The following is a 23585-nucleotide window of genomic DNA, read 5'->3' as shown; positions in this document are numbered from 1 at the left end:
TGCCAGCGTTACATAGAACTTAACCCGGTACGAGCGAATATGGTAGAGCACCCTGCGGACTATAGATGGAGTAGCTATCGCACTAATGCACAAGGTGAGTCTAGTCAGTTGGTTTCATCACATGCTATATATAAAAGCTTGGGGCTAGATGATGAAGCAAGGCAAGCGGCCTATCGAGAGCTATTCCGGTATGAACTTGATCCAAAGCTGGTGGATGAAATACGACAAGCCACTAATGGTAATTATGTGTTAGGAGACACGAGCTTTGCAGATCAGATTTCAGAGGCATTGAAGAGACGAGTATTACGGGGTGAAGTTGGTAGGCCCGTTAAGAATAATCCTATTACATAAATCGTGGTCTGTCTCCTAGCGGTCTGTCCTATTAATACTCTTTGCGCTTTCGCGCTTGGTTGATAAAGATTCGCACCTCTATCAAACCGGGCAACCCCACCCTTTGGCAAGGCCTTCTGTCAGTTCAAATCGAAACTACTACACGTTATGGCAAATTCTTCATTAAGCAACTTGCTTAATCTGGCCAGATCCATCCCATGAACTCTGCCTTTGTCTGCCACGTGCATTCCATCAATATTCACCCGCCGTAGCCTTCTGGCTTCACCTTCCATTCAAGCTGGTATCGATTGTGCTAGAGTCACTTCATCAGTTCATGGATTAAGGCTCTTCTCGTTATGGCGATTCGCGTAGCTCTGCATCATAAGACCAGTTATAAATTCGATCGCCCGGTCAATCTTTCCCCGCATGAAGTCCGATTGAAACCTGCTGCTCACGCGCGTACGCCGATTTTTTCCTACTCTCTGTCGGTCACGCCGGAAAAGCACTTCATCAACTGGCAGCAGGACCCTTACGGCAATTACATTGCGCGTTATGTATTCCCTGAAAAGGTGCGCGAGCTGGCATTTACGGTCGATCTTGTGGCAGATATGACTGTCATCAATCCGTTTGATTTTTTTGTGGAGAAATATGCCGAGCAGTTTCCTTTCCGTTACACGGAGCAGCTGGAGTATGAATTAAGCCCTTACCTGAAGCCGGAACCAGCATGCGTACTCCTGCTGGAGTGGATTGAATCTGCAAAAGAAGCATTATTATCACAGGCGTTCAACACTACTCACTTTTTGGTGGCCCTGAATCAGCGCCTGCAGGCTGATATTGGCTATAACGTACGCATGGAGCATGGTGTGCAGTCCCCGGAAGAGACGCTGACGAAGCGTACAGGTTCCTGCCGCGACAGTGCTTGGTTGCTGGTGCAGATATTACGCCAGCTAGGGCTCGCCGCTCGTTTTGTCTCAGGGTATCTTATCCAGCTCACTCCAGATATCAAGGCCCTGGATGGCCCCAGTGGTACAGAAGTAGACTTTACCGATCTGCATGCCTGGACTGAGGTTTATGTTCCTGGCGCGGGCTGGATCGGCCTGGATCCGACATCAGGCCTTTTGGCAGGTGAAGGGCATATTCCGCTCGCGTGCACGGCCATGCCCTCCTCAGCAGCCCCTGTCACCGGCTTCACCGATGTTTGCGAAGTCGCGTTCGTGCATGAGATGAAGATCACCCGTATTCATGAAGACCCTCGTGTAACCAAGCCTTATAGCGAGGAAGACTGGCAGAGGATAGATGCGCTGGGACACCAGTTGGATGCCTACCTGGAACAACATGATGTACGCCTGACCCAGGGTGGCGAGCCAACGTTTGTCTCCGTCGATGATATGGATGGCGCGGAATGGAATACGCAGGCACTGGGCGACAAGAAGCGTGAGTTGGCAGGCAAGCTCGCGACCCGACTCAAGGACAAGTTTGCCGATGGCGGCATGCTGCATTACGGGCAAGGCAAATGGTACCCAGGCGAATCCCTGCCACGCTGGGCGCTCAACATATTCTGGCGGTTGGACGGAAAGCCGGTCTGGAAGGATGCCTCGCTGTTTTCCGACGAGCAACATCCTGAAAGCTACATGACAGCAGAAGCAGCAACTTTCAGCCATATGCTGGTGAAGTATCTCGGGTTGCCAGCGGCATGCGTGATACCGGCCTATGAGGATGTGATGCAACAGGTATTGTTGGAGCAAAGCCTGCCGGACAATATCGACCCGCTCAAGGCCAGCCTCAAGGATAGTGCAGAGCGCCGAAAGCTCGCCAAACTGCTGGAAACCGGTTTGGGCGAAGTTATCGGTTATGTCATTCCGCTCAAGCCGGAACCAATAGAGAAATCCGACACGCAATGGATCACCAGCAAATGGCCGTTGCGGCGCGAACATTTATACCTGCTGGCGGGTGATTCGCCCATGGGGCTGCGCCTGCCACTGGCTTCGCTGCCATGGGTGCTGCCGGAGGACATGGAGCCGGAATTCCCAATTGACCCGTTCGCCGAGACAGGTAGCCTGGCTGAGCAGCCTGCTTCGAGGAAGCCGGGCAAATCCCGGCTGGACAGCCCTAAGCCCCGGGAAGTAATCCACACCGCCTTATGCGTTCAGGTCCGCAATGGCAGGCTGCATGTATTCATGCCACCCGTGACCCGGCTTGAGGATTATCTCGCACTCGTAAGCGCTGTCGAGGCAACGGCAGCCAAACTCAAATTGAAGCTATGGCTGGAAGGCTATATCCCGCCCAGGGATGCACGCATCAATATGCTCAGCGTGACGCCGGACCCAGGTGTGATCGAGGTGAATATCCAGCCAGCCGACTCCTGGGAAGCGCTCAGCCACACGATCACCACACTGTATGAAGAAGCCCGCCAGACCAGGCTGGGCACAGAGAAGTTCATGCTGGATGGCCGACACACCGGCACCGGCGGCGGCAATCATGTCACGCTTGGAGGCGCAACACCGGCTGACAGCCCCATGCTGCGCCGTCCGGATGTCTTGAAAAGCCTGATCATCTATTGGCAAAACCACCCTGCGCTCTCCTACTTGTTTTCAGGCACATTCATTGGCCCCACCAGCCAATCACCGCGGGTGGATGAGGCCCGTGATGACAACCTCTACGAGCTAACCATTGCCTTTCAGCAGATGGACAAGGCGCTGCCGGACGCCAAGGAGAGTAACCGCCCCTGGCTGGTAGACCGATTGCTGCGCAACCTGCTAGTAGACCTCACAGGCAATACACACCGTGCAGAATTCTCCATCGACAAGCTCTATTCCCCCGATGGGCCGACTGGCCGCTTGGGGATTGTGGAGTTCCGTGCTTTCGAGATGCCGCCCCATGCCCGCATGAGCCTGTTACAGGCATTGCTGCTGCGCGCCCTAGTCGCACGTTTCTGGAAAACCCCTTATGAGGGCAAGCTGGTCCATTGGGGCACCGAGTTGCATGACCGCTGGATGCTGCCGCATTTCATCGCGCAAGATATTGCCGATGTAGTGCAGGACCTGCGCCGCGCGGGCTATGCCTTTGAGCGTCACTGGTTTGACCCGTTCATCGAGTTCCGTTTCCCGCGCTATGGCACAGTGGCCTATGAAGGGGTCGAACTGGAATTGCGGCAGGCAATTGAGCCATGGCACGTGCTGGGCGAGGAAATGAGTGGCGTCGGCACCGCGCGCTATGTGGATTCATCTGTGGAGCGCATGCAGTTGCGCGTGCGCAACCTGACTGAGTCACGCCACATTGTCACCTGCAATGGCCGCCCCTTGCCGCTGCAACCCACAGGGCAAGCCGGGGAATATGTTGCTGGCGTGCGCTTTCGCGCCTGGGATCCGTGGTCTGCCCTGCATCCCACCATCAAGCCGCATACCCCATTGGTGTTCGACCTGGTGGATACCTGGACTAGTCGCGCAATTGGGGGCTGCACCTATCATGTGGCCCACCCAGGTGGCCGCAATTACTCTACCTTCCCCGTGAATGCGCTGGAGGCAGAAGCCCGCCGGTTTGCACGATTCTGGGATCATGGCCACACGCCCGGCAAGATGGCAATCCCTGACGAATCGCGCAATCCCAGCTTCCCGTTTACCCTAGACCTGCGATGGCAAGATGGTTAATATCGAAAACACCCCCTCGCCATCCGACAACACGCACCCCATGTTGCATCCAATCTTGCAGACATATCCATCGCAGCAGCACCGCCACGATGAGTTGATGCAGCCCACTGGCACACCCAGGTTGCACTGGCAGGCGCTGATCGAGACATTGGAAGAATTGTCTCCCGAACAGATGTGCCAGCGTGTGGAGGCCATCCGCCACCAGGTACGTGAAAATGGCGTAACGTATAACGTCTATGCGGATACCAAGGGATTGCAACGCCCATGGGGACTGGATATCCTGCCGTTCATCCTGCCGCAGGAAGAATGGCAAACCATTGAGTCTGCCGTCATCCAGCGCGCCACGCTCATGAACGCCATCCTCAACGATATCTATGGCCCGCAGCAACTCATGCAGGATGGCCTGCTGCCCCCTGCCCTGGTGCATGGCCACGCCGGTTTCCTGCGGCCATGCCATGGCATACGCCTACCCGATGACTATGCCCTACATATGTATGCCGTCGATATGGCACGCTCGCCCGATGGGCAATGGTGGGTGGTAGGCGACCGCACCCAGGCACCATCCGGTGCAGGGTATGCACTTGAAAACCGCGTGATCATCTCCAGCGCTTTTCCTGAACTGTTCCGTGACCTCAACGTGCAACGGCTTGGCGGTTTCTTCTCCAGCATGCGTGACAGCCTAGCCTATTGGGGACACCAGGTTGCGACAAACCAATCAGCCAACAACCCGCAAATCAATCCATTGGGGGATGGTGAACATCCCCTGATCGTACTGCTCACCCCCGGCCCTTATAATGAAACCTACCATGAGCAATCCTATCTTGCGGGCTACCTGGGCTTTCCGCTGGTACAAGGTAGCGATCTCACAGTACGTAACGGTATTGTCTGGATGAAAACACTCTCTGGCCTGAGGCCGGTACATGCCATCCTCAGGCGCCTCGATGATGACTTTTGCGACCCACTGGAACTGAACCCGGACTCACTGCTGGGTGTGCCCGGCCTCAATGATGCCGCACGCCGTGGCAATGTGCTGATTGCCAACAGCCTGGGTTCCAACCTGCTGCAAACAGGAGCATTGCTTGGCTTCCTGCCCAACCTCTGCCAACACCTGCTGGGACAATCATTGCTCATGCCTTCCGTCGCCACCTGGTGGTGTGGTGAACCACAGGCACTGGAAACCGTCATCAGCAACCTGGAAAACCTGGTAATCAAGCCTGCGTTCCCGCAAATCCGCGAAGTGCCCATCTTTGGCGACGACCTGTCGCCCACGCAACGCGCAGAACTTGAACAAAAGCTGCGCAACAATCCGCAGAACTACGTGGCTCAGGAGCAAGTGGAAATTTCCCAGGCCCCGGTATGGAGTGACAGCGAGCCAGCCTCCCTCAAGGCCTCGGCGATTGGCCTACGCGTTTATGCCTGCGCCACGCCACAAGGCTATGTCGTCATGCCGGGCGGGCTCACGCGGGTCGGCAGCACGCAGGACGAACGCGTCCTCAGCATGCAGCGGGGCGGTACCAGCAAGGATACCTGGATCATCTCGCCCGCTGACAATGACTACAGAAGCCTGCTGCGTAAATCCACCTCCAGCCAGGACCTCATCCACAGCAATATCCACCTGTCGAGCCGGATGGTGGAAAACCTGTTCTGGTTTGGCCGCTACAGCGTACGCAATCATCATTACACCCGGCTGCTACGTACCGCCATCCGCCGCCTGCTGGAATTCTCCAGCACGCAACGCAGCACAGAATGGCCGACGATCCAGGCGCTCTGCACCTGGTATGGACTCATGGCCATGGAAAAGCCGGAAGACCATCAGGATGCCCCTGAACTCAACGATGAATCCATCGAAGCATTGCTGATTTCCGGCATTTTCTCCATAGATCAAGGACAGCCCAGCCTCGCCAACCACATGCAGCAATTCTTCACGCTGGCCTTCAATTTGCGGGAACGCTTGTCCAGCGATAACTGGCGCAGCATCAACCAGATGGTCAAACGCTTCGGCCTTGCCTTGCCATCGCCCACACTGGCAGATGCCATCCTGCTGCTGGATGAAACCTCGACCTCGCTGGTCACGCTGGCCGGGTTCGCCCTCGATGGCATGACGCGCGACCAGGGCTGGCGCTTCCTTTCCATCGGCCGCCGCATCGAACGCCTGCAATTGCTCTGCACATTGCTGCGTAATGCCTTGATTATGCCACCAGAAAGCAACCTGGAATGGCTGCTGGAGCTATGCGACAGCATCGTCACCTATCGTTCCCGTTATGCTGCCCAGGCCGAATGGCTACCCGCACTGGACTTGCTGCTGCTGGATGAGAACAATCCCAACTCCATGACCTTCCAGCTCAAGGGACTGATCAAGTACCTCTCCCAGATCTCCACCACCTATGGCAGTGGGGGCGAAGGCCCCTTCATCGAGCAGCTATCCACATTGCGCACACTGGACCCTGACACGCACTTATCCCCTGGCAATTCAGAACTGATAGCCTGGTTGAACAACACCTTCGAAGCCAGCGTTACCCTGTCAGACGCCTTGAGCCACCGCTTCTTCAGCTATTCCGGCACATTGCAGGAGCACTTACAAAAAACCAATATCCAGCAGGAACCCCTGCACTTTTAACATGCGATTCCAGGTTTCCCACATCACTCACTATCAATATGACTTCAACGTCACGCTATCGCAGCAGCTCCTGCACCTGACGCCGCGCAGCTTTATTTTTCAGCAATGCCAGTCACACCAACTGATGATTGATCCATTGCCTGAGGAACGGCAGCAGAACCAGGATTATTTCGGCAACATCACCGACTACTTCTCGATCCAGACACCGCACCAGGAGTTGAAAGTCAGCTCCTATACCGAGGTGGAACTACTGCCGCGACTGACGCTGGACACGATGCAGCATAGCCGGCCATGGGAATCCGTGCGGGATGAACTGAAACTGGAATATGCCAAGAACGCCGAAGCCCACGCCTACCTCTTCCCTTCACCCCACGTTGCATGCAGCGATGCCTTGGCTGCCTATGCAAAGCAAAGCTTCACTCCAGGCCAACAACTCATCCCAGCCGCCTTCGACCTCACTCAACGCATCTTCAACGAGTTCGAGTTCGACCCCAATGCCACTGACGTCGGCACGCCGTTATCGCAAGTGCTGGCGAACAAGCGCGGCGTCTGCCAGGATTTCGCCCATCTCATGATCGGTTGCCTGCGCAGCATCGGCCTGGCCTGCCGTTACATCAGCGGCTATATCCTGACCAAGCCACCCGAAGGCGAGCCAAAACTCATCGGCTCCGATGCTTCCCATGCCTGGGTATCGATATACAGCCCCATCTACGGCTGGGTGGACTTTGACCCCACCAACAATTGCCTGGTGCAACATGAACACATTACCGTAGCATGGGGAAGAGACTTCAGCGACGTATCGCCGATACGCGGTGTAGTGCTGGGGGGAGGAGCACACTCACTGGATGTCAGTGTAGCTGTAGAGCCTAAGGCGTAATAAAAAGCCAGCAGTTCAAGATACTGGCTTTTTATTACATACGCCCTTATAGCCAGTTACAACAACACTTTCTCTATGCCGCCGTTGTTGGCCTTGTGCACATAGTCCTGCATCCAGTCTTTGCCCAATAGGTGCTTCGCCATTTCCACAACAATGTAATCCGCTTCAATACCGGTATCCTCACCATAACGCGATAAGCCCTGCAGGCAGGAGGGACAAGAGGTAAGAATCTTTACATCCTGCTCGGGCTTGCCTGGGGTGAGGCCCATTTTCGCCATGCCCTTTTCCAGCTCTTCCTGCTTGCGCATTTTTACCTGGGTGGCGATATCGGGACGCGCGACGGCGAAGGTGCCGGATTCGCCGCAGCAGCGGTCGTTGAGCGCAACTTCATTCTCGCCGACCAGGGACTGTGTCACTTTCATCGGCGCATAGGTTTTCATCGGGCTGTGGCAGGGGTCGTGGTACATGTAGCGTGTGCCGGTAATGCCTTCTATCTTGAAGTTCTTTTCCATCAGGTACTCATGGATGTCCAGCAGGCGCGCGCCTGGGAAGATGCGTTCGAACTCGTATTTTTGCAATTGATCCATGCAGGTGCCGCAGGAGACGATCACGGTCTTGATATCAAGGTAATTCAAGGTATTGGCAACGCGATGGAATTGCACACGGTTGTCAGCCGTGATCTGTTGCCCTTTATCGTGGTTGCCGCTAGAGGTCTGCGGATAGCCGCAACATAAATAGCCCGGTGGCAATACGGTAATCGCACCGGCTTCGTAGAGCATGGCCTGGGTTGCAAGCCCCACGGTAGAGAATAAACGTTCAGAGCCGCAACCTGGGAAATAGAATACGGCATCCGAGTCTTCGCTGGTCTTCTGAGGGTTGCGAATTACCGGCACGATGGTGTCATCCTCAATCCCCAGCAAGGCACGCGACGTTTTGGTCGGCATGGCTTTTGGCATGGGACGGTTGAGGAAATGGATGACCTGGGCCTTGATCTCGGGCTTGCCCAGTGTCTGGGGTGGGTTCTTCTTGCTGCCGTTCAACAAGCCAAGCTTCTTGAACAGGCTGTGTCCCAAGCGCTGCGCCTTGTAACCAAAACCTACCATGGTGCTGCGCATGGCACGTATCGTGGCTGGGTCCTTGATGTTGAGGAAGGTCATCGCCACAGTCGTGCCAGGGTTGAAATGCTTTTTACCCTGTTCACGCAGGAAGTTACGCATGGCAATCGAGACATCGCCGAAGTCGATATCGACCGGGCACGGCTTCTCGCAACGATGACATACCGTGCAATGGTCGGATACATCATTAAACTCGTCGAAATGCTTGAGCGAAATACCGCGCCGGGTCTGCTCCTCGTAGAGGAAAGCCTCAATCAGCAGCGAAGTACCCAGGATCTTGTTGCGCGGACTGTAAAGCAAGTTGGCACGCGGGACATGAGTTGTGCACACCGGCTTGCACTTGCCGCAGCGTAGGCAGTCGCTAATGGAGTCGGCAATATCGCCGATAGCAGACTGCTCCATGATGATGGATTCCTGCTCCAGCAAACCAAAGGACGGCGTATAGGCCGAATGCAGCCCGGAGCCCGCCATGAGCTTGCCCTTGTTGAAGCGTCCTTCAGGGTCGACCTTGGCCTTGTACTCAGCAAAGCTAGACACGGTTTTCTCGTCCAGGAACTCCATCTTGGTAATGCCTATGCCATGCTCGCCCGAGATGACGCCACCAAGGCCTGTAGCCAGCTTCATGATGCGCGCCACGGCTTCGTGCGCCGTCTGCATCATTTCATAGTCATCGGAATTGACCGGGATATTGGTATGCACGTTGCCATCACCCGCGTGCATGTGCAGGGCGACAAAGACGCGGCCTTTCAGGACTTGCTTGTGTATCTCGTCGCAACGCTCGAGAATGCGGCTGTACTCGCGTCCGGTAAAGATGCGATGCAGTTCCTTCTTGATATCCTGCTTCCAGGAGATGCGCACTTGGTGCTCCTGTACAGCACGGAAGATGTTTTCCACGGCAAGATCGTTGAAATCCGGCCCAAGCAGCGAAATCGCGCCATCCAGGTTATCCAGCACCGTTTGCCAATGCTGCCGCGTCGCGGCAAACAACTCCAACGCCATCTGACGTTTGTTCACCAGCATTTCAGGATCGGTCTGCGTCTCATCATCTTCGAACAATGGCAAATCGCCCTGCATGAAGGTTTCCAGCTCATTCAGCAGCTTGAGTTTGTTCTTGATGGAAAGCTCAATGTTGATGCGCTCAATACCATCTGAGTAATCACCCAGGCGCGGCAGCGGGATCACCACATCCTCGTTGATCTTGAACGCATTGGTATGCTTGGCAATTGCCGCAGTACGCGCACGGTCCAGCCAGAATTTCTTGCGCGCATCGCTCGACACGGCAATGAAGCCCTCCCCACCGCGCGCATTGGCAAGGCGCACTACCTGCGAAGCCGCCTCGCCCACCCCTACCTCGTCGTCACTCGCAATATCGGCAATCAGCACCATTTTGGGCCGCTCGCTGCGGTTGGCCTTGGTGGCATAACCCACCGCGCGCAGGTAGCGCTCGTCCAGGTGTTCCAGTCCAGCCAATATAGTATTCGGATGCGTGTCCAGGTAATCCTTGACCTCGACAATGGAAGGCACGGCTAGCGCCACATGGCCGAAGAACTCCAGGCACACGGTGCGCACATGCTTGGGCATGCGGTGCAGGATGAACGTAGCCGAAGTGATCAGGCCGTCGCAACCTTCCTTCTGGATGCCGGGCAAGCCGGAGAGGAATTTATCTGTGACATCCTTGCCCAAGCCGACGGTGCGGAAGCTCGGGCCGGGGATTTCCAGCAACGCGGGCTCGCCGGCCACTGTTTTGCCATCTTCCTCATAGCGCGTAATGCGGAAACGCGCTACATCCACGTCATGAATCTTGCCCAGGTTATGATCCAGGCGCTCGATGAACAGCCATTGCGCATCCGGCGTCACCATGCGCCAGGAAGCCAGGTTATCAAGCGCTGTACCCCAAAGCACGGCCTTCTTGCCGCCAGCGTTCATGGCGACATTGCCGCCGATGCATGAGGCATCGGCAGACGTCGGGTCAACTGCAAATTCCAGCCCGGCACTGCTTGCAGCCTCCATCACGCGACGCGTCACAACACCAGCCCCGCAATGAATCACGGGTACTTTTTCTGCCAGCCCCGGTAGCTGGGTATAGTTCACCGCTGAATATTGATCCAGCTTCTCGGTATTGATGACAGCAGAAAGCTTGGTGAGCGGCACCGCGCCGCCGGTATAGCCAGTACCGCCGCCACGAGGAATGATCGTCAGGCCGAGCTCGATGCAGACGCGCACCAGCGCGGCAATTTCTTCTTCGCTATCTGGTGTAAGAACCACGAATGGATATTCCACGCGCCAATCGGTGGCATCGGTCACATGAGACACGCGCGACAAGCCGTCAAAGCGGATGTTGTCCTTGCGCGTATGGCGTGAGAGCTTGCCCAATGCCTGCTTGCGCAAAATTTCGATGTCACGAAACTCCTGCGCGAACGCATCTACCGCCTTGCGTGCGGCCACCACCAGCTTGAGCACCTTGGCGTTGCCCGCGCTTCGCTCATCAATAGCCTTGATACGGTGAGCCAGCGCATCAATCAGCGCCTTGCGCCGCTTCTTGTTGGCAAGCAGGTCATCCTGCAAATAGGGGTTGCGCGATACTACCCACAAATCTCCCAGCACCTCGAACAACATGCGCGCAGAGCGGCCAGTCTTGCGCTCTGATCGCAGCTCATTGAGCACATGCCAGACCTCCTCGCCAAGAAAGCGGATGACAATTTCACGGTCAGAAAAGGAGGTGTAGTTGTAGGGGATTTCGCGTAAGCGGGCAGTCATGCTGATAATCGCGGCTAAAGGCACAATTATATCATGGAGATAGCAGCAAAAATAAGCTCAGATGCAGTGCTGGCGCGGCTTTCAAGAGAATGAGAATTGTTACTGAAACTGCACAATCCCATGTAATCCTGATGACAAAGCGCGCAAAAAGCACCACAATGACAATACGGATATATAGATGTCGGATTGGCTGTCTACACCATGTCGCAAAAACTACGCAAAGTATTGATTCCGCTTGCCATCATTGGCTTGCTGGCCTTTCTTGGTTTTTCCCTGACGCAAAAGCCACAAGCTCCCGACATCAATTTCGTGACACTGGAAGGCAAAACCATCCCCTTGTCCTCATTGCAGGGCAAGCTGGTGTTGGTCAATTTCTGGGCGACAGACTGCCCGGGCTGCATCGCAGAAATGCCGGGGCTGATACAGACTTACCAACAATATAAAGACAAAGGGTTTGAAGTCATTGCAGTCGCCATGTCGTATGATGGCATTCAGCAGGTAATCAACTACTCACAGAACAACGCCCTGCCCTTCCCGGTCAGCCATGACAGCAACGGTGAAGCGGCTCAGCAATTCAATGAGGTGCGCGTCACGCCCACCTCATTCATCATCGACAAGCAGGGCCGCATCATCCAGAAGCTCATTGGCGAGCTGGACTTCACCTCCTTGCGCCAATTGCTCGACAAACAACTAGGAAGGGTAAGCTGAGATGCTCTGGATCAAGGCTTGGCATATCGTCTTCATGGTAACCTGGTTCGCAGGGCTGTTCTACCTGCCGCGCCTGTTTGTCTATCATGCGCAGACGCAGGACAACGCAGGCAGCGAGCGCTTCAAGATCATGGAACGCAAGTTATTCTTTGGCATCATGACGCCTGGAGCAATATTCACCATTATTTTCGGCCTATGGTTGTGGCATGGCTACGGCATTTCCGGCGCATGGCTGCATGCCAAGCTGACGCTGGTGGCTTTGCTGATCGCCTACCACATCTATTGCGGCAAACTATTGTTCGACTTCAAACATGATCGCAACCGCCACGGTCACGTTTATTACCGCTGGCTAAACGAATTGCCGGTGGTTATTTTGATCGCAGTAATCATATTGGTGGTCGTCAAACCTTTCTAGCCAGGATCTGACTATGTTCAATCGAAACCACTCATGGCTGATGCAATCCCTGAAGGCAGACAAAAACAAGCCGCAATTGCGCTTATTGAAGATTTTCGACTTGATGCTTATGCCCGCTCGTTCCCTGCGAGAACTTGAGCAAGAGCTACATCAGCACAAAACCAGCCTGAGGCGCTTTCTCAGCAAGCAAGCCAAGGCCAGCGGCGCGCAACTCCCCGAAGTGCTTGCCCAGCAGATTGTCATCATGCTGGAAAACGCCTTGAAACAAGAGCTACAGCAGCCTGGGAGCCAAGCCGTGCGGCACGCACGCACAGCCACTGATGCCTTAATCCATGCCCAGTGCGACGGCAGCTGGCGCAAACTGCAGGATTTCGGCATGAGCGCAAGCTTCATCAGCCTGCTTGGCATCACCATATTTCTGTCGTGGTACATCTTGCGGGACGCGCCACCCATCCATAAATCATCCTCCAGCCATCAGCTGTGGAATATGGTCGCCCAGGAAAATCCGGCAAGCCCTCACCATGTTGCCGAGCTTTATAGTGCGCTTGAGCGTATGCGCCAAGGTACATGCCACTTTCCCCAGGCATTGATGCTGGGCGAATCCGAGCGTGGCGTATTCTTAAGCAATATTGTGGCTGGCAATCTTTCCAGCCATGCGGAAGAAATCCACCTGGCAACCCAGTTGCTAAAGAAAGTCAGTTGCGAGTACAAACCGCTCACCATGCTGTCTGAATCCGAGCAGGCTTACATCAAGGCAAAGCTCACGGTTCCTGCAGTTACCGTGAAAAAACCGGTACAACGATCCTAAAATTGCCTCAATATAAGAAAACAAAAAAGCCGGAATTCCGGCTTTTTTGTTTTTTCAGCGGTACTTATGCAGACTGGCCTCCCACTACGGCAAACAGCCTGCCCGATACCAAAGATAAAAGCTCGTGCATACATACCTTCCTGTAAACAGCAGGCTTGTTTCTTCCTACATTTGCAGCCATCCCAGATTTACACTTTTTTATACTTTTGTAACACTTTGTTTACACTTAAGCCAAGCAGGATTCATAGGCAGGACTTATACTCGGACATTAATTGGAAATAGCAGATTGTTAGTCTGATATTCACCTGTTCTGGCATGAATATGTATATACTGGTTAGTATATAAAAATTGCTACGGAAACGTACCTCCAATAAGGAACCACACTATGTCCGTGCTACGGGAAAAAATACTCCATGTTGCGTCTGATCTTTTCCAGACGCGTGGTATCAACTCCACCGGGGTCGATACCATTGTTGCGGTAGCTGGCACTACCAAGATGACGCTATACAAGTATTTCCGCAGCAAGGAAGACCTGATTCTGGAAGTGCTGCAGAAAGGCCATTCCGACTTTACCGACTGGCTGAGCCAGAGCCTTAACAAGAACACTAGGAAACCTTCCGAACGCCTGCAGAAATTATTTGATTTCATTGAGGAATGGGTCACTGCGCCTGAATTCCGCGGCATGGCCTTCCTCAAGGCTTCCGCAGAATTCCCCAATGAGGAAAACCCGGTACACCGCCTTTCCGCAGAGCAATCCCGCCAGTTTCGCCAGTTTTTGGCTGAACTCGCCGCCGATGCCGGCGCTCGCGACCCGGACAGCCTGGCATTGCAGCTTTCCATCCTGATTGAAGGCGCGATCCAGGCAGAGCAGATCAAACGCGGTTCCGGCGCAGTCAAGTATGCAAAAAAGGCAGCCAAGATCCTAATTGAAAACTCTCTTGAGAAGCAGGCCGCCTGATCCTGGGCAGACCTTAAGCTCTCAGCAAAAAGCCCGCACATGATACTGCGGGCTTTTTCATGCTTGCAGTAGGCAGGCAGGCCCTAGATAATGCCGATTTACACACGATTGCAATAGGGTTAGACATGCGTATATTAATTTGTGGCTCCATGGCATTTGACACCATCATGGTGTTTGGCGACAAGTTCAGGAACCATATCCTGCCAGACAAAATCCACATGCTGAATATATGCTTCCTGGTACCGGAAATGCGCCGCGAGTTTGGCGGCACGGCCGGCAATATCGCCTATAACCTCAAGCTGCTGGCAGGCGAACCCGTGATCATGGCCACGGTAGGCGACGACTTTGCAGGCTATACCGAATGGCTGAACCAGCATCAGCTTGAAACCACCCATATCAAGCAAATTCCCGGCACCTTCACGCCCCAGGCATACATCACCACCGACCAAGACGATAACCAGATCACTGCTTTTCACCCTGGCGCCATGAGCGAATGTCACCAGAATAGTGTGCATGATGCCCAGGATATCGGTCTTGCCATCATCGCGCCGGATGGCCGTGAAGGCATGTTTCAGCATGCAAGGGAATGTCACGAGAAAGGTATCCCTTTCATGTTTGACCCGGGCCAGGGTTTGCCGATGTTCAACGGCGAGGAACTGCTGTTTTTCATCGAACTGGCTACTTATGTCGCAGTCAATGACTACGAAGCGCAACTATTGCAGGAGATGACTGGTCTTACACTGGAACAGATCGCGGAAAAGGTAAAAGCACTCATTGTGACCAAGGGCGCTCAAGGTTCCACGATTTATGCCGATGGACAATTGTATGAAATCCCTCCTGTGGAAGCAGAGGAAATACTAGACCCCACCGGCTGTGGCGATGCATACCGCGCCGGTTTGCTGTATGGCATTTCGCAAGGTTGGGATTGGACAGTATCTGGCCGCCTGGCATCCGTGATGGGTTCCATCAAGATTGCCAGCCGCGGTGCGCAAAACCACAAGGTTACACGCGAGGAAATCCAGCATATTTATAGCCAAGTGCTGGTTAATGAGACATTGTCACAACATACTGAAGAGGCAAATGCTTAAGGAGCATAAATATGCGCATTACTACATTGGTGGCAGCAGCTAGCATCTTACTCACCCTCAGCGGTTGCATGGGCTCAAAATCCGGCGATGTATACAGCCGGGATGAGGCACGCAAAACGCAAACCGTGCGCCTGGGTGTGGTAGAGAGTGTGCGTAATGTCAAGCTTGAGGGTACCAAGACCCCGATTGGTGGTGGCGCTGGCGCAGTCGTAGGCGGTATTGCCGGCAGTTCGGTTGGCGGCGGTAAGGGACAAGCCATTGCCACGGTACTGGGCGCCTTGGTCGGTGGCCTTGCCGGTGCTGCTGCTGAAGAAGGCGTCACTCGCAAGGATGGCCTGGAAATTACTGTCAAACTTGAAAGCGGCAGCCTGATCGCCGTGGTACAGGAAGCCGATACGCAATTCAGCCCGGGCGACCAGGTTCGTCTCGTGGAAAGTGGCGGCGTGACACGCGTCACTCACTAAGCTTTCCTCAATTTACCTTCATGCAATGCCGGGCTCTGCCTGGCATTTTCACAAAAGCTTAAACTTCTTTTAACTTTTCCGTCATCTGGCACTTTTAGAGTGTGGGCTATCTAAACAGTCAGGAAAGCCCCATGCTTGACCGGCAGTCTTCCCTCGGCACCAAGGCGGGTGCCAGTCAGTTATATGTCAGCCTTGCCCGCAACACATCAGAAATTGCCGAAGCTCAACGCTTGCGCTACCAGGTATTTGCAGAAGAAATGGGCGCCAATCTTTCCAGTAATAATGGCCTGGATCAAGATGGTTTCGATGCATTTTGCGACCACCTACTGGTACGCAACCATGAAACTGGCGAAGTAGTCGGCACCTACCGTATCCTGAGTCCAGCCATGGCAAATGAAGCTGGCGGCTATTATTCAGCGGGAGAATTCGATTTATCACGGCTTCGTCATCTCGCCCCCAGCATGGTAGAAGTTGGCCGTGCCTGCGTTCACAAGGATTACCGCATGGGCGGCACCATTACCTTGCTATGGGCTGGGCTAGCCAACTACATGAAAGTGCACCGCTACGAATACATGATCGGTTGCGGCAGCATCGGCATGGCAGATGGTGGCCATATGGCCGCCAGCCTGTATCACCAACTGCACAAAGACCACCTCTCGCCAGCCGAATACCGCGTATTCCCCAACTGCCCATTGCCGCTGGAGGCGCTACGCCATGACCTGGAAGTGAGTTGCCCGCCATTGATCAAAGGCTACCTGCGGCTGGGTGCCTATATTTGCGGCGCACCCGCCTGGGACCCTGACTTCAACACCGCGGATATGCTGGTTATGCTACCATTGTCGAGACTCAACAAACGTTATGCAGCTCACTTTTTCAAATAAGCTGTCTGCCAATACCTGCTTGCCTGACAAAAAGACGCCCTTAGCCATACAACTTTTTCGTCTGACGCGTCTTGGACTGCACACACTCTATGGCGCAGCCGTAGCGGCCACCATTTTACCCAGCGTCAATACATTGCAGCGCGAACGTATCATCCGCCGCTGGAGCAGGCAGTTTCTTAATATTCTCAATATCCGGGTGTTGGCCAAAGGCCATACGCCAGACGAGGATGTGCGCGGCACCATGTTCGTTGCCAACCATATCTCCTGGCTGGACATTCATGCCCTTAACAGCATCCGCACCGTCCGCTTTATCGCCAAGTCAGACATCCGTGCATGGCCAGTCATCGGCTGGTTGGTGGCACAAGCCAATACCTTGTTCATTGAACGCGACAAACGACAAGATGCCAGCCGCATGGTGGAAACGGCAGCAGAAAGCATCCTTGCTGGTGACTGCCTGTGTTATTTCCCTGAAGGCACGACGACAGATGGCACGGAGTTGAGGCCATTCAAGGGCAGCCTCATGCAGGCAGTCATTGATACGAATACGGAAATACGTCCATTCTCGATCCGCTATCCCAATACAAAAGGCAGCGCCAATATTGCAATGGCCTACCATGGTGAGACAACGCTGTGGCAATCATTACGCAGAGTACTGGCACAACAAAACCCGGTAGTGGAATTGGATTTCGCAGCACCGATTGCCAGTGCAGGACATGAAAGGCGCGGGTTATGCCTGATGGCGAGGCAATCCATTGCCGCCAGGCTGGACCTGGATTAACAACTCGGCATGCGCCCAAAAACGGTCAGCCAGCCTTGAGATGGCGCGGGCCATCGGCAGGATGGCATGGCACCTGGAAGGTCTTGCGATCCTCCAGGCGCAATGCCGTCAACTTGCCACCCCACAAACACCCTGTATCCAGGGCATAGAGATTATCGCGTTGCTGCAGGCCAAGGGCAGACCAATGTCCAAAAATTACCGTCGCATCAGCCGAGCGGCGCGATGGCACATCAAACCAAGGCAAGGTGCCGGCAGGCATATCTGCCAATGCTCCCTTGAACTGGAAATCCATATCCCCCTCTGGCGTACATACGCGCAAACGGGTCATGGCATTGGTAATCATGCGCAAGCGGTCCATACCCTGCAATGAAGCATTCCAGCGCAATGGATAATTACCATACATATGCGCCAGGAAATCCTGGTATTGATCACCACGCAATGCCTTCTCCACCTCCTGCCCCAGCTCCAGCGCCTGCCCGCCATCCCATTGCGGCAGCAAACCCGCATGCACCATAACCAGCCCACCATCCGCATGCACCATGGGACGGAAGCGCAACCATTCCAGCAACTCTTTGCGGTCCGGCGCATCAAAAATAGGCTGCAAGGTATCACTACGATGCGCCCGGACATAACCTTCGGCCACCGCAAGCGCGTGCAGGTCATGATTACCCAGCACCATGACAAGGCTAGCCTCATGGGCCTTGGCCCAGCGTAGCGTTTCCAAAGAGCCTGAACCGCGATTGATCAGGTCGCCAACCAGCCAGAGCTTATCGTTCGCAGGATCAAACTGGATGGCATCCAGCAAGGAGAGAAAAGAGTGGTAACAGCCCTGAATGTCGCCTATTGCATATGTGGCCATGGGGCTGCTATTTGAAATTAAAGAATCTTGGAAACGCGCAAGAGAAGCGTTTACTCGTTCTCTTCATTATCCGCCTGGGCGTCTGCAGCAGGCTCATCGGCGGCATTTTCATCATCACTGGCACCGGCATCAGCAGGCTTGGCTGCCTCCGCAGGAGGCTTCTGCGGCACATCAGGATCATCAATATGGCTGGCCTGGATCCCAAGAAACAAACGCGCCACCAAAAAGAGTACCAACAGCGGCGCGAACAACGCACCTAAAGTAGCCAGAATAAATTGTGTTTTCGTTGTTTTTGGGAAATCGTACTCGTGCGCGCTCATACCAACCACATCCTTGATACAGGGAAATTTTGACGATTATACTCAATAACCCGTGACGGAGAAAAGGTTATAGCAAGGACAAGCATTTATTCATTTGCTATAATCCGTCCCTGCTCTAGATGCGCCCGTAGCTCAGTTGGATAGAGTGTTGGTTTCCGAAGCCAAAGGTCACAGGTTCGACTCCTGTCGGGCGCACCATAGTTATAAAAAGGCCTATTTCCAAAAGGAAACAGGCCTTTTCAGTATTATTTAATCAAATTCGCTACACAGGGATGTGATCAATCCTCTTCTCCCTGTCCCATACACGATGGGCAAGCAAGGCTTCCGCGAAACGGTCCTGTACTGAACTGAAATCTTTAGCTTGCAACAGGCCTTCATCTGCATTCAAATTGAGCGCCTCCGTCAGGCTGGCGTCATTTCCTGTCAATACCACCGGTTTTAAATGCTTGAATGTCTCGAGGATGAAATGCACCGCTTCCCCATTGCTCAACAATCCTGAGTGATCTGCTGGGATGTCCGGAACCACTACCGCATCAAATAGAATCGAAGGCTCTCCTTTGATCGACCCGTCTACTTCTATTGATTTTCCGTCGCTGGTTTTAATTGGCGCAGAGGACGGCCCGAGAAGTTGTAACGTAATGTTGTGCTTATCCGCCCAGGCAATGATGGGTTGAATGGCTTTACTGGAAACGCCATCAAACACCAAAGCTGCAATTTTCTTGCCTTTCAGGTCATTGGGGGGCTGTTTCAGTTGGCTCAATGCCGGAGACTGCTTGAATTTAAACTCAGGCACTTTGATGCTGGGCCCTTTGGGAGGGGGAATGCCTAATTTCTGCGCAACGGTACTGGCCAGATCCAGGTCTATATTGGAGAGAATCTCATTCACGACTCTTTCCCGGATATATTTCCTTTTCACCTTGCCGAGCTCGAAGCTGTAAGCGTCTGCCACATGGCTTTGCTCCGGCGCGCTCAAGCTGTGATAAAAAAGCCTGGGTTGGGAGAAATGGTCTTTGAACGACTCCGACCTTTCCCTGACTTTGTGGGCGTCGATGCGTTCGTAGTAGCTTTCAAAACCTCCGTCTTTTGCCGCTGGCGGCGTTTCTTGCGGCCATCCTCCGTCGATTGAGTTCGGCTCGTAAGAGGCTTGTCCTTTATTGATAGTCGTCCTATGCGACGCGTCCCTCTGGTTATTGTGGAAAGGGCACACCGGTTTGTTGATCGGGATTTCATGAAAGTTGGGGCCTCCCAACCTGCTCAATTGCGTATCGGTATAGGAGAATAGCCGTCCTTGCAGCAGCGGGTCGTTACTGAAGTCCAAGCCCGGGACAATGTGGCCGGGACAAAAAGCGATTTGCTCTGTTTCAGCAAAGAAATTATCCGGATTACGGTTCAATACCAATTTGCCCAATGGCGTGATAGGGACCAGTTCCTCAGGGATGATCTTGGTGGGGTCAAGGATGTCGAAGTCGAAGTTGTGCTCGTCTTTCTCATCGATAATCTGCACGCCGAATTCCCACTCCGGATAATTGCCAAGCTCGATGGATTCGCTCAAATCCCGCCGATGGAAATCGGGGTCCTTGCCGGCGATCTTTTGCGCCTCGTCCCAAACCAATGAAAGCACGCCTTGCTTCGGGGTCCAGATGAACTTGACGAACTTTGAAACTCCTTCAGCATTGATGAGCCTGAAAGTATGAACGCCGAACCCCTGTATGGTGCGTAAGCTTTTAGGGATGCCACGGTCCGACATTGCCCAAATAACCGCATGCGCTGATTCTGGTTGCAGCGAGACGAAATCCCAGAAGGTGTCGTGGGCACTGGCGCCGGTCGGGATTTCATTATGGGGTTCGGGTTTGACCGCATGGACGAAGTCGGGAAACTTGATGGCATCTTGTATGAAAAATACCGGGATGTCGTTTCCCACCAAGTCAAAGTTGCCTTCGTCCGTATAAAACTTCAGGGCAAAACCACGCACGTCACGCACTGTGTCGGCAGAACCCCTGGGGCCTTGAACTGTTGAAAACCTCACGAAAATCGGGGTCTGCTTGCCTTTTTCGCTCAGGAATCCCGCTTTAGTAAGCGAGGAGTGATCGGCATAGGATTCAAAGTAACCATGAGCGCCGACTCCTCGTGCATGTACAATTCTTTCCGGGATGCGCTCGTGGTCGAAATGGGTTATTTTTTCCCTGAGGATGAAATCCTCGAGTAAGGATGGGCCGCGTGCGCCAATCCGGAGGGAATTCTTGTTATCCGCAATCTTGACGCCCTGGTTTGTTCTTAACGCCTGGCCAGTCGCATCTGATTTGTATTGCTCAAGATCGCGCGTCTTAGGACTGGTGTTTTTCTTGTCTAAAGCCGCTGTGCCTGCTAACTGGCTTTTTTCTTTCTCCGTATCGTTCTTCATGACGTATACCCTTATTTTGTTTGGTGGCATTACGTTCACTGTAGGGTTATATATTTAAAAGTGGTGTAGGGATATGGACAAATATTCTGTAGGAGAATATAAGGAGGCGCTCAATGCTCTTAATTTCGGTTTAGTAGTTAATAAGCATGTAGTTAATGCCGCTTGCGGTTGGAACAATTAACAGTAGCCAATAGGAACTATTGGTGCTTGAAATTATCCGAAATTAAAATAACGCATTGATACCAGGCATATAAGCAAGAAAGGGAAGACTACTATGACCGATGTTCCACACCACAAATCTCCATTGCTCCCGGATCGCTTGTTGCATGGTGTGCCACACGATCACCCCATTGAGCACATCTTCGCAATCTCTCCCCAACACCCCTGCCTGGATAGTGAAAAAACACTGGTGAACTTTGTTCTTCCGCCCTGGAGCCAGGAAACCGACTGGAACCGGGATCGGCAAGCACGGTTCATAGAAAACATTTTCCTGGGGGTTCCCATTGGGTATTACGTGATCCACGCACCACAATGGCGAACAAGTGGAGTGAAGCCAATGACGGGATGGTTACTGGATGGCATGAACAGGATTACTGCAATTCGTGATTTCACGGAAAACAAATTCAGTATTTTTAATGGAGTGCACCATGACGACCTTGACCAGCTGACAAGAGAGAGACGGTTTTATCATTCCCCTTTCCCTTGTTTCGAGTTGCAGTATTCAAATGATTTACAGCACTTGCATGCCATATATAAGCACCTGAATTATGGAAAGCTAGAGCAAAATGCAACTCATGGCGTCCCCTCACAGCATAAAGTTTGAATACCAGGTTTTTAGCAATATGACAGCCACACTTTATCAATGGTGTAGGTGTAATATACTGAATCGTGGTAAGTAGTTCATTTAAAACTTTTTCTGTGTTCAAGGAGGATAGAATGGCTGGATGGTTTGAAATCAAAAAGAGCGACAAGAACGGTCAATACAGCTTTGTTCTAAAAGCTGGGAATGCCGAGGTTATCCTGACAAGCGAGCAATATGTAGCTAAAGCATCTGCCGAGAACGGCATAGAGTCAGTGAGGACCAATAGCCCCAATGATGCACGCTACGAAAAACTGACGGCGTCCAACGGCAAGCCCTACTTCAACCTTAAGGCCTCCAATGGGCAAGTGATTGGGACCAGCCAGCTATATGCCTCCGCTGATAGCCGGGATAAAGGGATTGAATCCGTGAAGACAAACGGTTCAACTGAAACAGTCAAGGACAATACTTAAGCCACCTCTTCAAGAGCCAGGCATAGACCTGGCTCTTGTTTACCATTGCCTTGCTTGCTGGGAACATTACTCGCCAGGATATTGTTCACCCGATAGGATTGTATCCAGGTTTTCTGTGATGCCGACAAGCTGGTATTACATATGATAGCCGCCATTTCCGCCTTGTCGTTCACATCCAGCTTCTCGTAAATGACACGCAGGTAATACCGAATTGTGGTCGGGGAAAGGTTGGCCGACCTGGCAATTTCCTTATAACTTGCACCGGTAGAGAAGGCGTTGGCAACCATGAGTTCACGCTTGGTAAGCAAGTCTATTCGCTGCCTTTCTCTGATAGCCAGGATGCAAAAGTCACCAATAAACTCGTAATGAGCAATGATCTTGGAAAGCTTGAGTTCCCCGCTTTTTTCAGAGCGGTTTATTTTAGTGACAAAGCCCAACGGCAGCGTAGTGCTGTTAAGGGTAGGCCATTCAAGCCGCAGGACGTCAAAAAAAGCGGTATCCGCATCAAAAATCTGGTATTGCCGGTCGACAATTGCCAGATACGTTGAAGCGTCATTCAATTTCCCCTTGTATTGCTCGCTGTAGCGCATTCTATTGCTTTCCCAGAATGCGCAGAGATGGGGCATCAGATACTTATTGATAAGGCACTCTTTCATATTGAACCGCGGAGAACCATCCTCGCGGTACAAGGACAAGAAGACAAAAGCGTTTTCCGAAGGCAGGTAGTGCGAAGTACAGAAAGCCTGGGTGACAGCATGTTCGCCCATTAGTGTTGCCAGGCCAGGCGCTTCGTCAAAGGCAGGTTGGTCGAAATAGACGGTCTGGGCAGGCTTGACCTCTACCGCTTTTGCCAGGGCATCATCATATTTGAGCTCCTCCCACATGGGGACGAAAGAATCCGGCAAATTGTGCAAATGGGAACCATGCAAGCGGAAACTCACTTCGTTTGGCGACATGATGCCCCACCATGCCGTATCAAAAGGCAGAATTTCCTGCACGGCGTCCAACGCAAGCTCCTGATAGCGGTCAATAGGTGCAAACTCGGCGATATCATGCAACTTGAGCAATACTTTACTGAATGCCTCAACGCTACGGCTCATGGCTTAGCACTCCTTGCAATATCCCGGCAGAAATCCATGTCATCGAATTGGGGCAACCCCGCACAATCTTGGGTCACCTACTATGGAGTGTCCGCCAAGGCATTTGCTAAAAATAAATTTAATTTCTATTAAAACAATAGGTTAATTATTTTCATGGTGTTTCTTCATCAACGATTGCACTAGATTGGCT

18 protein-coding genes, 1 tRNA gene and 1 pseudogene are annotated in these 23585 nt (G+C 53.1%); 15 read left to right on the top strand and 5 right to left on the bottom strand.

The features are described from left to right. From LG198_RS10985 to LG198_RS10970, 4 genes and pseudogenes are all read left to right on the top strand, one after another. A pseudogene (locus LG198_RS10985) lies at window positions 1-351 on the top strand (transposase); the annotation flags it as partial. A gap of 335 nt (window positions 352-686) precedes the next feature. Next, window positions 687-3977, top strand: a complete 3291-nt coding sequence (locus LG198_RS10980; RefSeq protein ID WP_230343226.1) for a transglutaminase family protein — start codon at window positions 687-689, stop codon at window positions 3975-3977. Window positions 3978-4017: 40 nt separating this feature from the next. After that, window positions 4018-6594: a circularly permuted type 2 ATP-grasp protein gene (locus LG198_RS10975; protein ID WP_230343225.1), complete on the top strand. Its 2577-nt coding sequence runs from the start codon at window positions 4018-4020 to the stop codon at window positions 6592-6594. 1 nt (window position 6595) lies between these two features. Beyond that, window positions 6596-7471 carry a transglutaminase family protein gene (locus LG198_RS10970; protein WP_230343224.1) on the top strand — a complete coding sequence of 292 codons (876 nt, stop codon included), beginning with the start codon at window positions 6596-6598 and terminating at the stop codon, window positions 7469-7471. A 56-nt stretch (window positions 7472-7527) separates the two neighbouring features. Here LG198_RS10970 and LG198_RS10965 read toward each other — a convergent pair whose 3' ends face one another. Then, on the bottom strand, window positions 7528-11343 hold the full coding sequence (locus LG198_RS10965) for a DUF3683 domain-containing protein (RefSeq protein WP_230343223.1): 3816 nt from the start codon (window positions 11341-11343) through the stop codon (window positions 7528-7530). A 201-nt stretch (window positions 11344-11544) separates the two neighbouring features. On the opposite strand from LG198_RS10965, the gene LG198_RS10960 reads away from it, so the two are divergent. The 8 genes from LG198_RS10960 to LG198_RS10925 all read left to right on the top strand — a co-directional run bounded on the left by LG198_RS10960 (window position 11545) and on the right by LG198_RS10925 (window position 17443). Further along, window positions 11545-12051, top strand: coding sequence for a peroxiredoxin family protein (locus tag LG198_RS10960; RefSeq protein WP_230343222.1), 507 nt, complete (start codon window positions 11545-11547; stop codon window positions 12049-12051). Window position 12052: 1 nt separating this feature from the next. Then, window positions 12053-12466 carry a protoporphyrinogen oxidase HemJ gene (gene hemJ, locus LG198_RS10955; RefSeq protein WP_230343221.1) on the top strand — a complete coding sequence of 138 codons (414 nt, stop codon included), beginning with the start codon at window positions 12053-12055 and terminating at the stop codon, window positions 12464-12466. A 13-nt stretch (window positions 12467-12479) separates the two neighbouring features. Beyond that, window positions 12480-13274 carry a hypothetical protein gene (locus LG198_RS10950; RefSeq protein WP_230343220.1) on the top strand — a complete coding sequence of 265 codons (795 nt, stop codon included), beginning with the start codon at window positions 12480-12482 and terminating at the stop codon, window positions 13272-13274. 385 nt (window positions 13275-13659) lie between these two features. Next, a complete protein-coding gene (locus tag LG198_RS10945) occupies window positions 13660-14232 on the top strand; it encodes a TetR/AcrR family transcriptional regulator (protein ID WP_230343219.1) in 573 nt (190 codons plus the stop codon). A gap of 125 nt (window positions 14233-14357) precedes the next feature. Then, window positions 14358-15320 carry a carbohydrate kinase family protein gene (locus tag LG198_RS10940; RefSeq protein WP_230343218.1) on the top strand — a complete coding sequence of 321 codons (963 nt, stop codon included), beginning with the start codon at window positions 14358-14360 and terminating at the stop codon, window positions 15318-15320. An 11-nt stretch (window positions 15321-15331) separates the two neighbouring features. Beyond that, window positions 15332-15784 (top strand): outer membrane lipoprotein, encoded by a 453-nt coding sequence (locus tag LG198_RS10935; protein WP_230343217.1) that lies wholly within the window; start codon window positions 15332-15334, stop codon window positions 15782-15784. A gap of 131 nt (window positions 15785-15915) precedes the next feature. Then, entirely contained in the window at window positions 15916-16665 is a 750-nt protein-coding gene (locus LG198_RS10930; protein WP_230343216.1) for a GNAT family N-acetyltransferase, read from the top strand. Beyond that, on the top strand, window positions 16643-17443 hold the full coding sequence (locus LG198_RS10925) for a lysophospholipid acyltransferase family protein (RefSeq protein WP_230343215.1): 801 nt from the start codon (window positions 16643-16645) through the stop codon (window positions 17441-17443). The genes LG198_RS10930 and LG198_RS10925 overlap by 23 nt, the downstream gene beginning before the upstream one ends. A 25-nt stretch (window positions 17444-17468) precedes the next feature. On the opposite strand, the gene LG198_RS10920 is transcribed toward LG198_RS10925, so the two are convergent. Continuing rightward, window positions 17469-18302: a symmetrical bis(5'-nucleosyl)-tetraphosphatase gene (locus LG198_RS10920; protein ID WP_230343214.1), complete on the bottom strand. Its 834-nt coding sequence runs from the start codon at window positions 18300-18302 to the stop codon at window positions 17469-17471. Between the two features lie 50 nt (window positions 18303-18352). Beyond that, window positions 18353-18622, bottom strand: coding sequence for a hypothetical protein (locus LG198_RS10915; protein WP_230343213.1), 270 nt, complete (start codon window positions 18620-18622; stop codon window positions 18353-18355). A gap of 121 nt (window positions 18623-18743) precedes the next feature. On the opposite strand from LG198_RS10915, the gene LG198_RS10910 reads away from it, so the two are divergent. Next, window positions 18744-18820, top strand: a tRNA-Arg gene (locus tag LG198_RS10910). A gap of 64 nt (window positions 18821-18884) precedes the next feature. On the opposite strand, the gene katE is transcribed toward LG198_RS10910, so the two are convergent. Next, window positions 18885-21062, bottom strand: coding sequence for a catalase HPII (gene katE, locus LG198_RS10905; protein WP_328485444.1), 2178 nt, complete (start codon window positions 21060-21062; stop codon window positions 18885-18887). 235 nt (window positions 21063-21297) lie between these two features. Between katE and LG198_RS10900 the strand changes: the two genes are divergently transcribed. Both LG198_RS10900 and LG198_RS10895 read left to right on the top strand, forming a co-directional pair. Continuing rightward, entirely contained in the window at window positions 21298-21846 is a 549-nt protein-coding gene (locus tag LG198_RS10900) for a DUF262 domain-containing protein (RefSeq protein ID WP_230343211.1), read from the top strand. Between the two features lie 113 nt (window positions 21847-21959). Beyond that, window positions 21960-22295 (top strand): YegP family protein, encoded by a 336-nt coding sequence (locus LG198_RS10895; protein WP_230343210.1) that lies wholly within the window; start codon window positions 21960-21962, stop codon window positions 22293-22295. On the opposite strand, the gene LG198_RS10890 is transcribed toward LG198_RS10895, so the two are convergent. Continuing rightward, window positions 22292-23395 carry a response regulator transcription factor gene (locus tag LG198_RS10890; RefSeq protein WP_230343209.1) on the bottom strand — a complete coding sequence of 368 codons (1104 nt, stop codon included), beginning with the start codon at window positions 23393-23395 and terminating at the stop codon, window positions 22292-22294. The genes LG198_RS10895 and LG198_RS10890 overlap by 4 nt on opposite strands. Between the last annotated feature and the right edge of the window lie 190 nt (window positions 23396-23585).

The organism is Methylobacillus arboreus, assembly GCF_020532725.1.
Classification (GTDB): domain Bacteria; phylum Pseudomonadota; class Gammaproteobacteria; order Burkholderiales; family Methylophilaceae; genus Methylobacillus; species Methylobacillus arboreus.
This window is presented reverse-complemented; position numbering and strand designations above follow the sequence as displayed.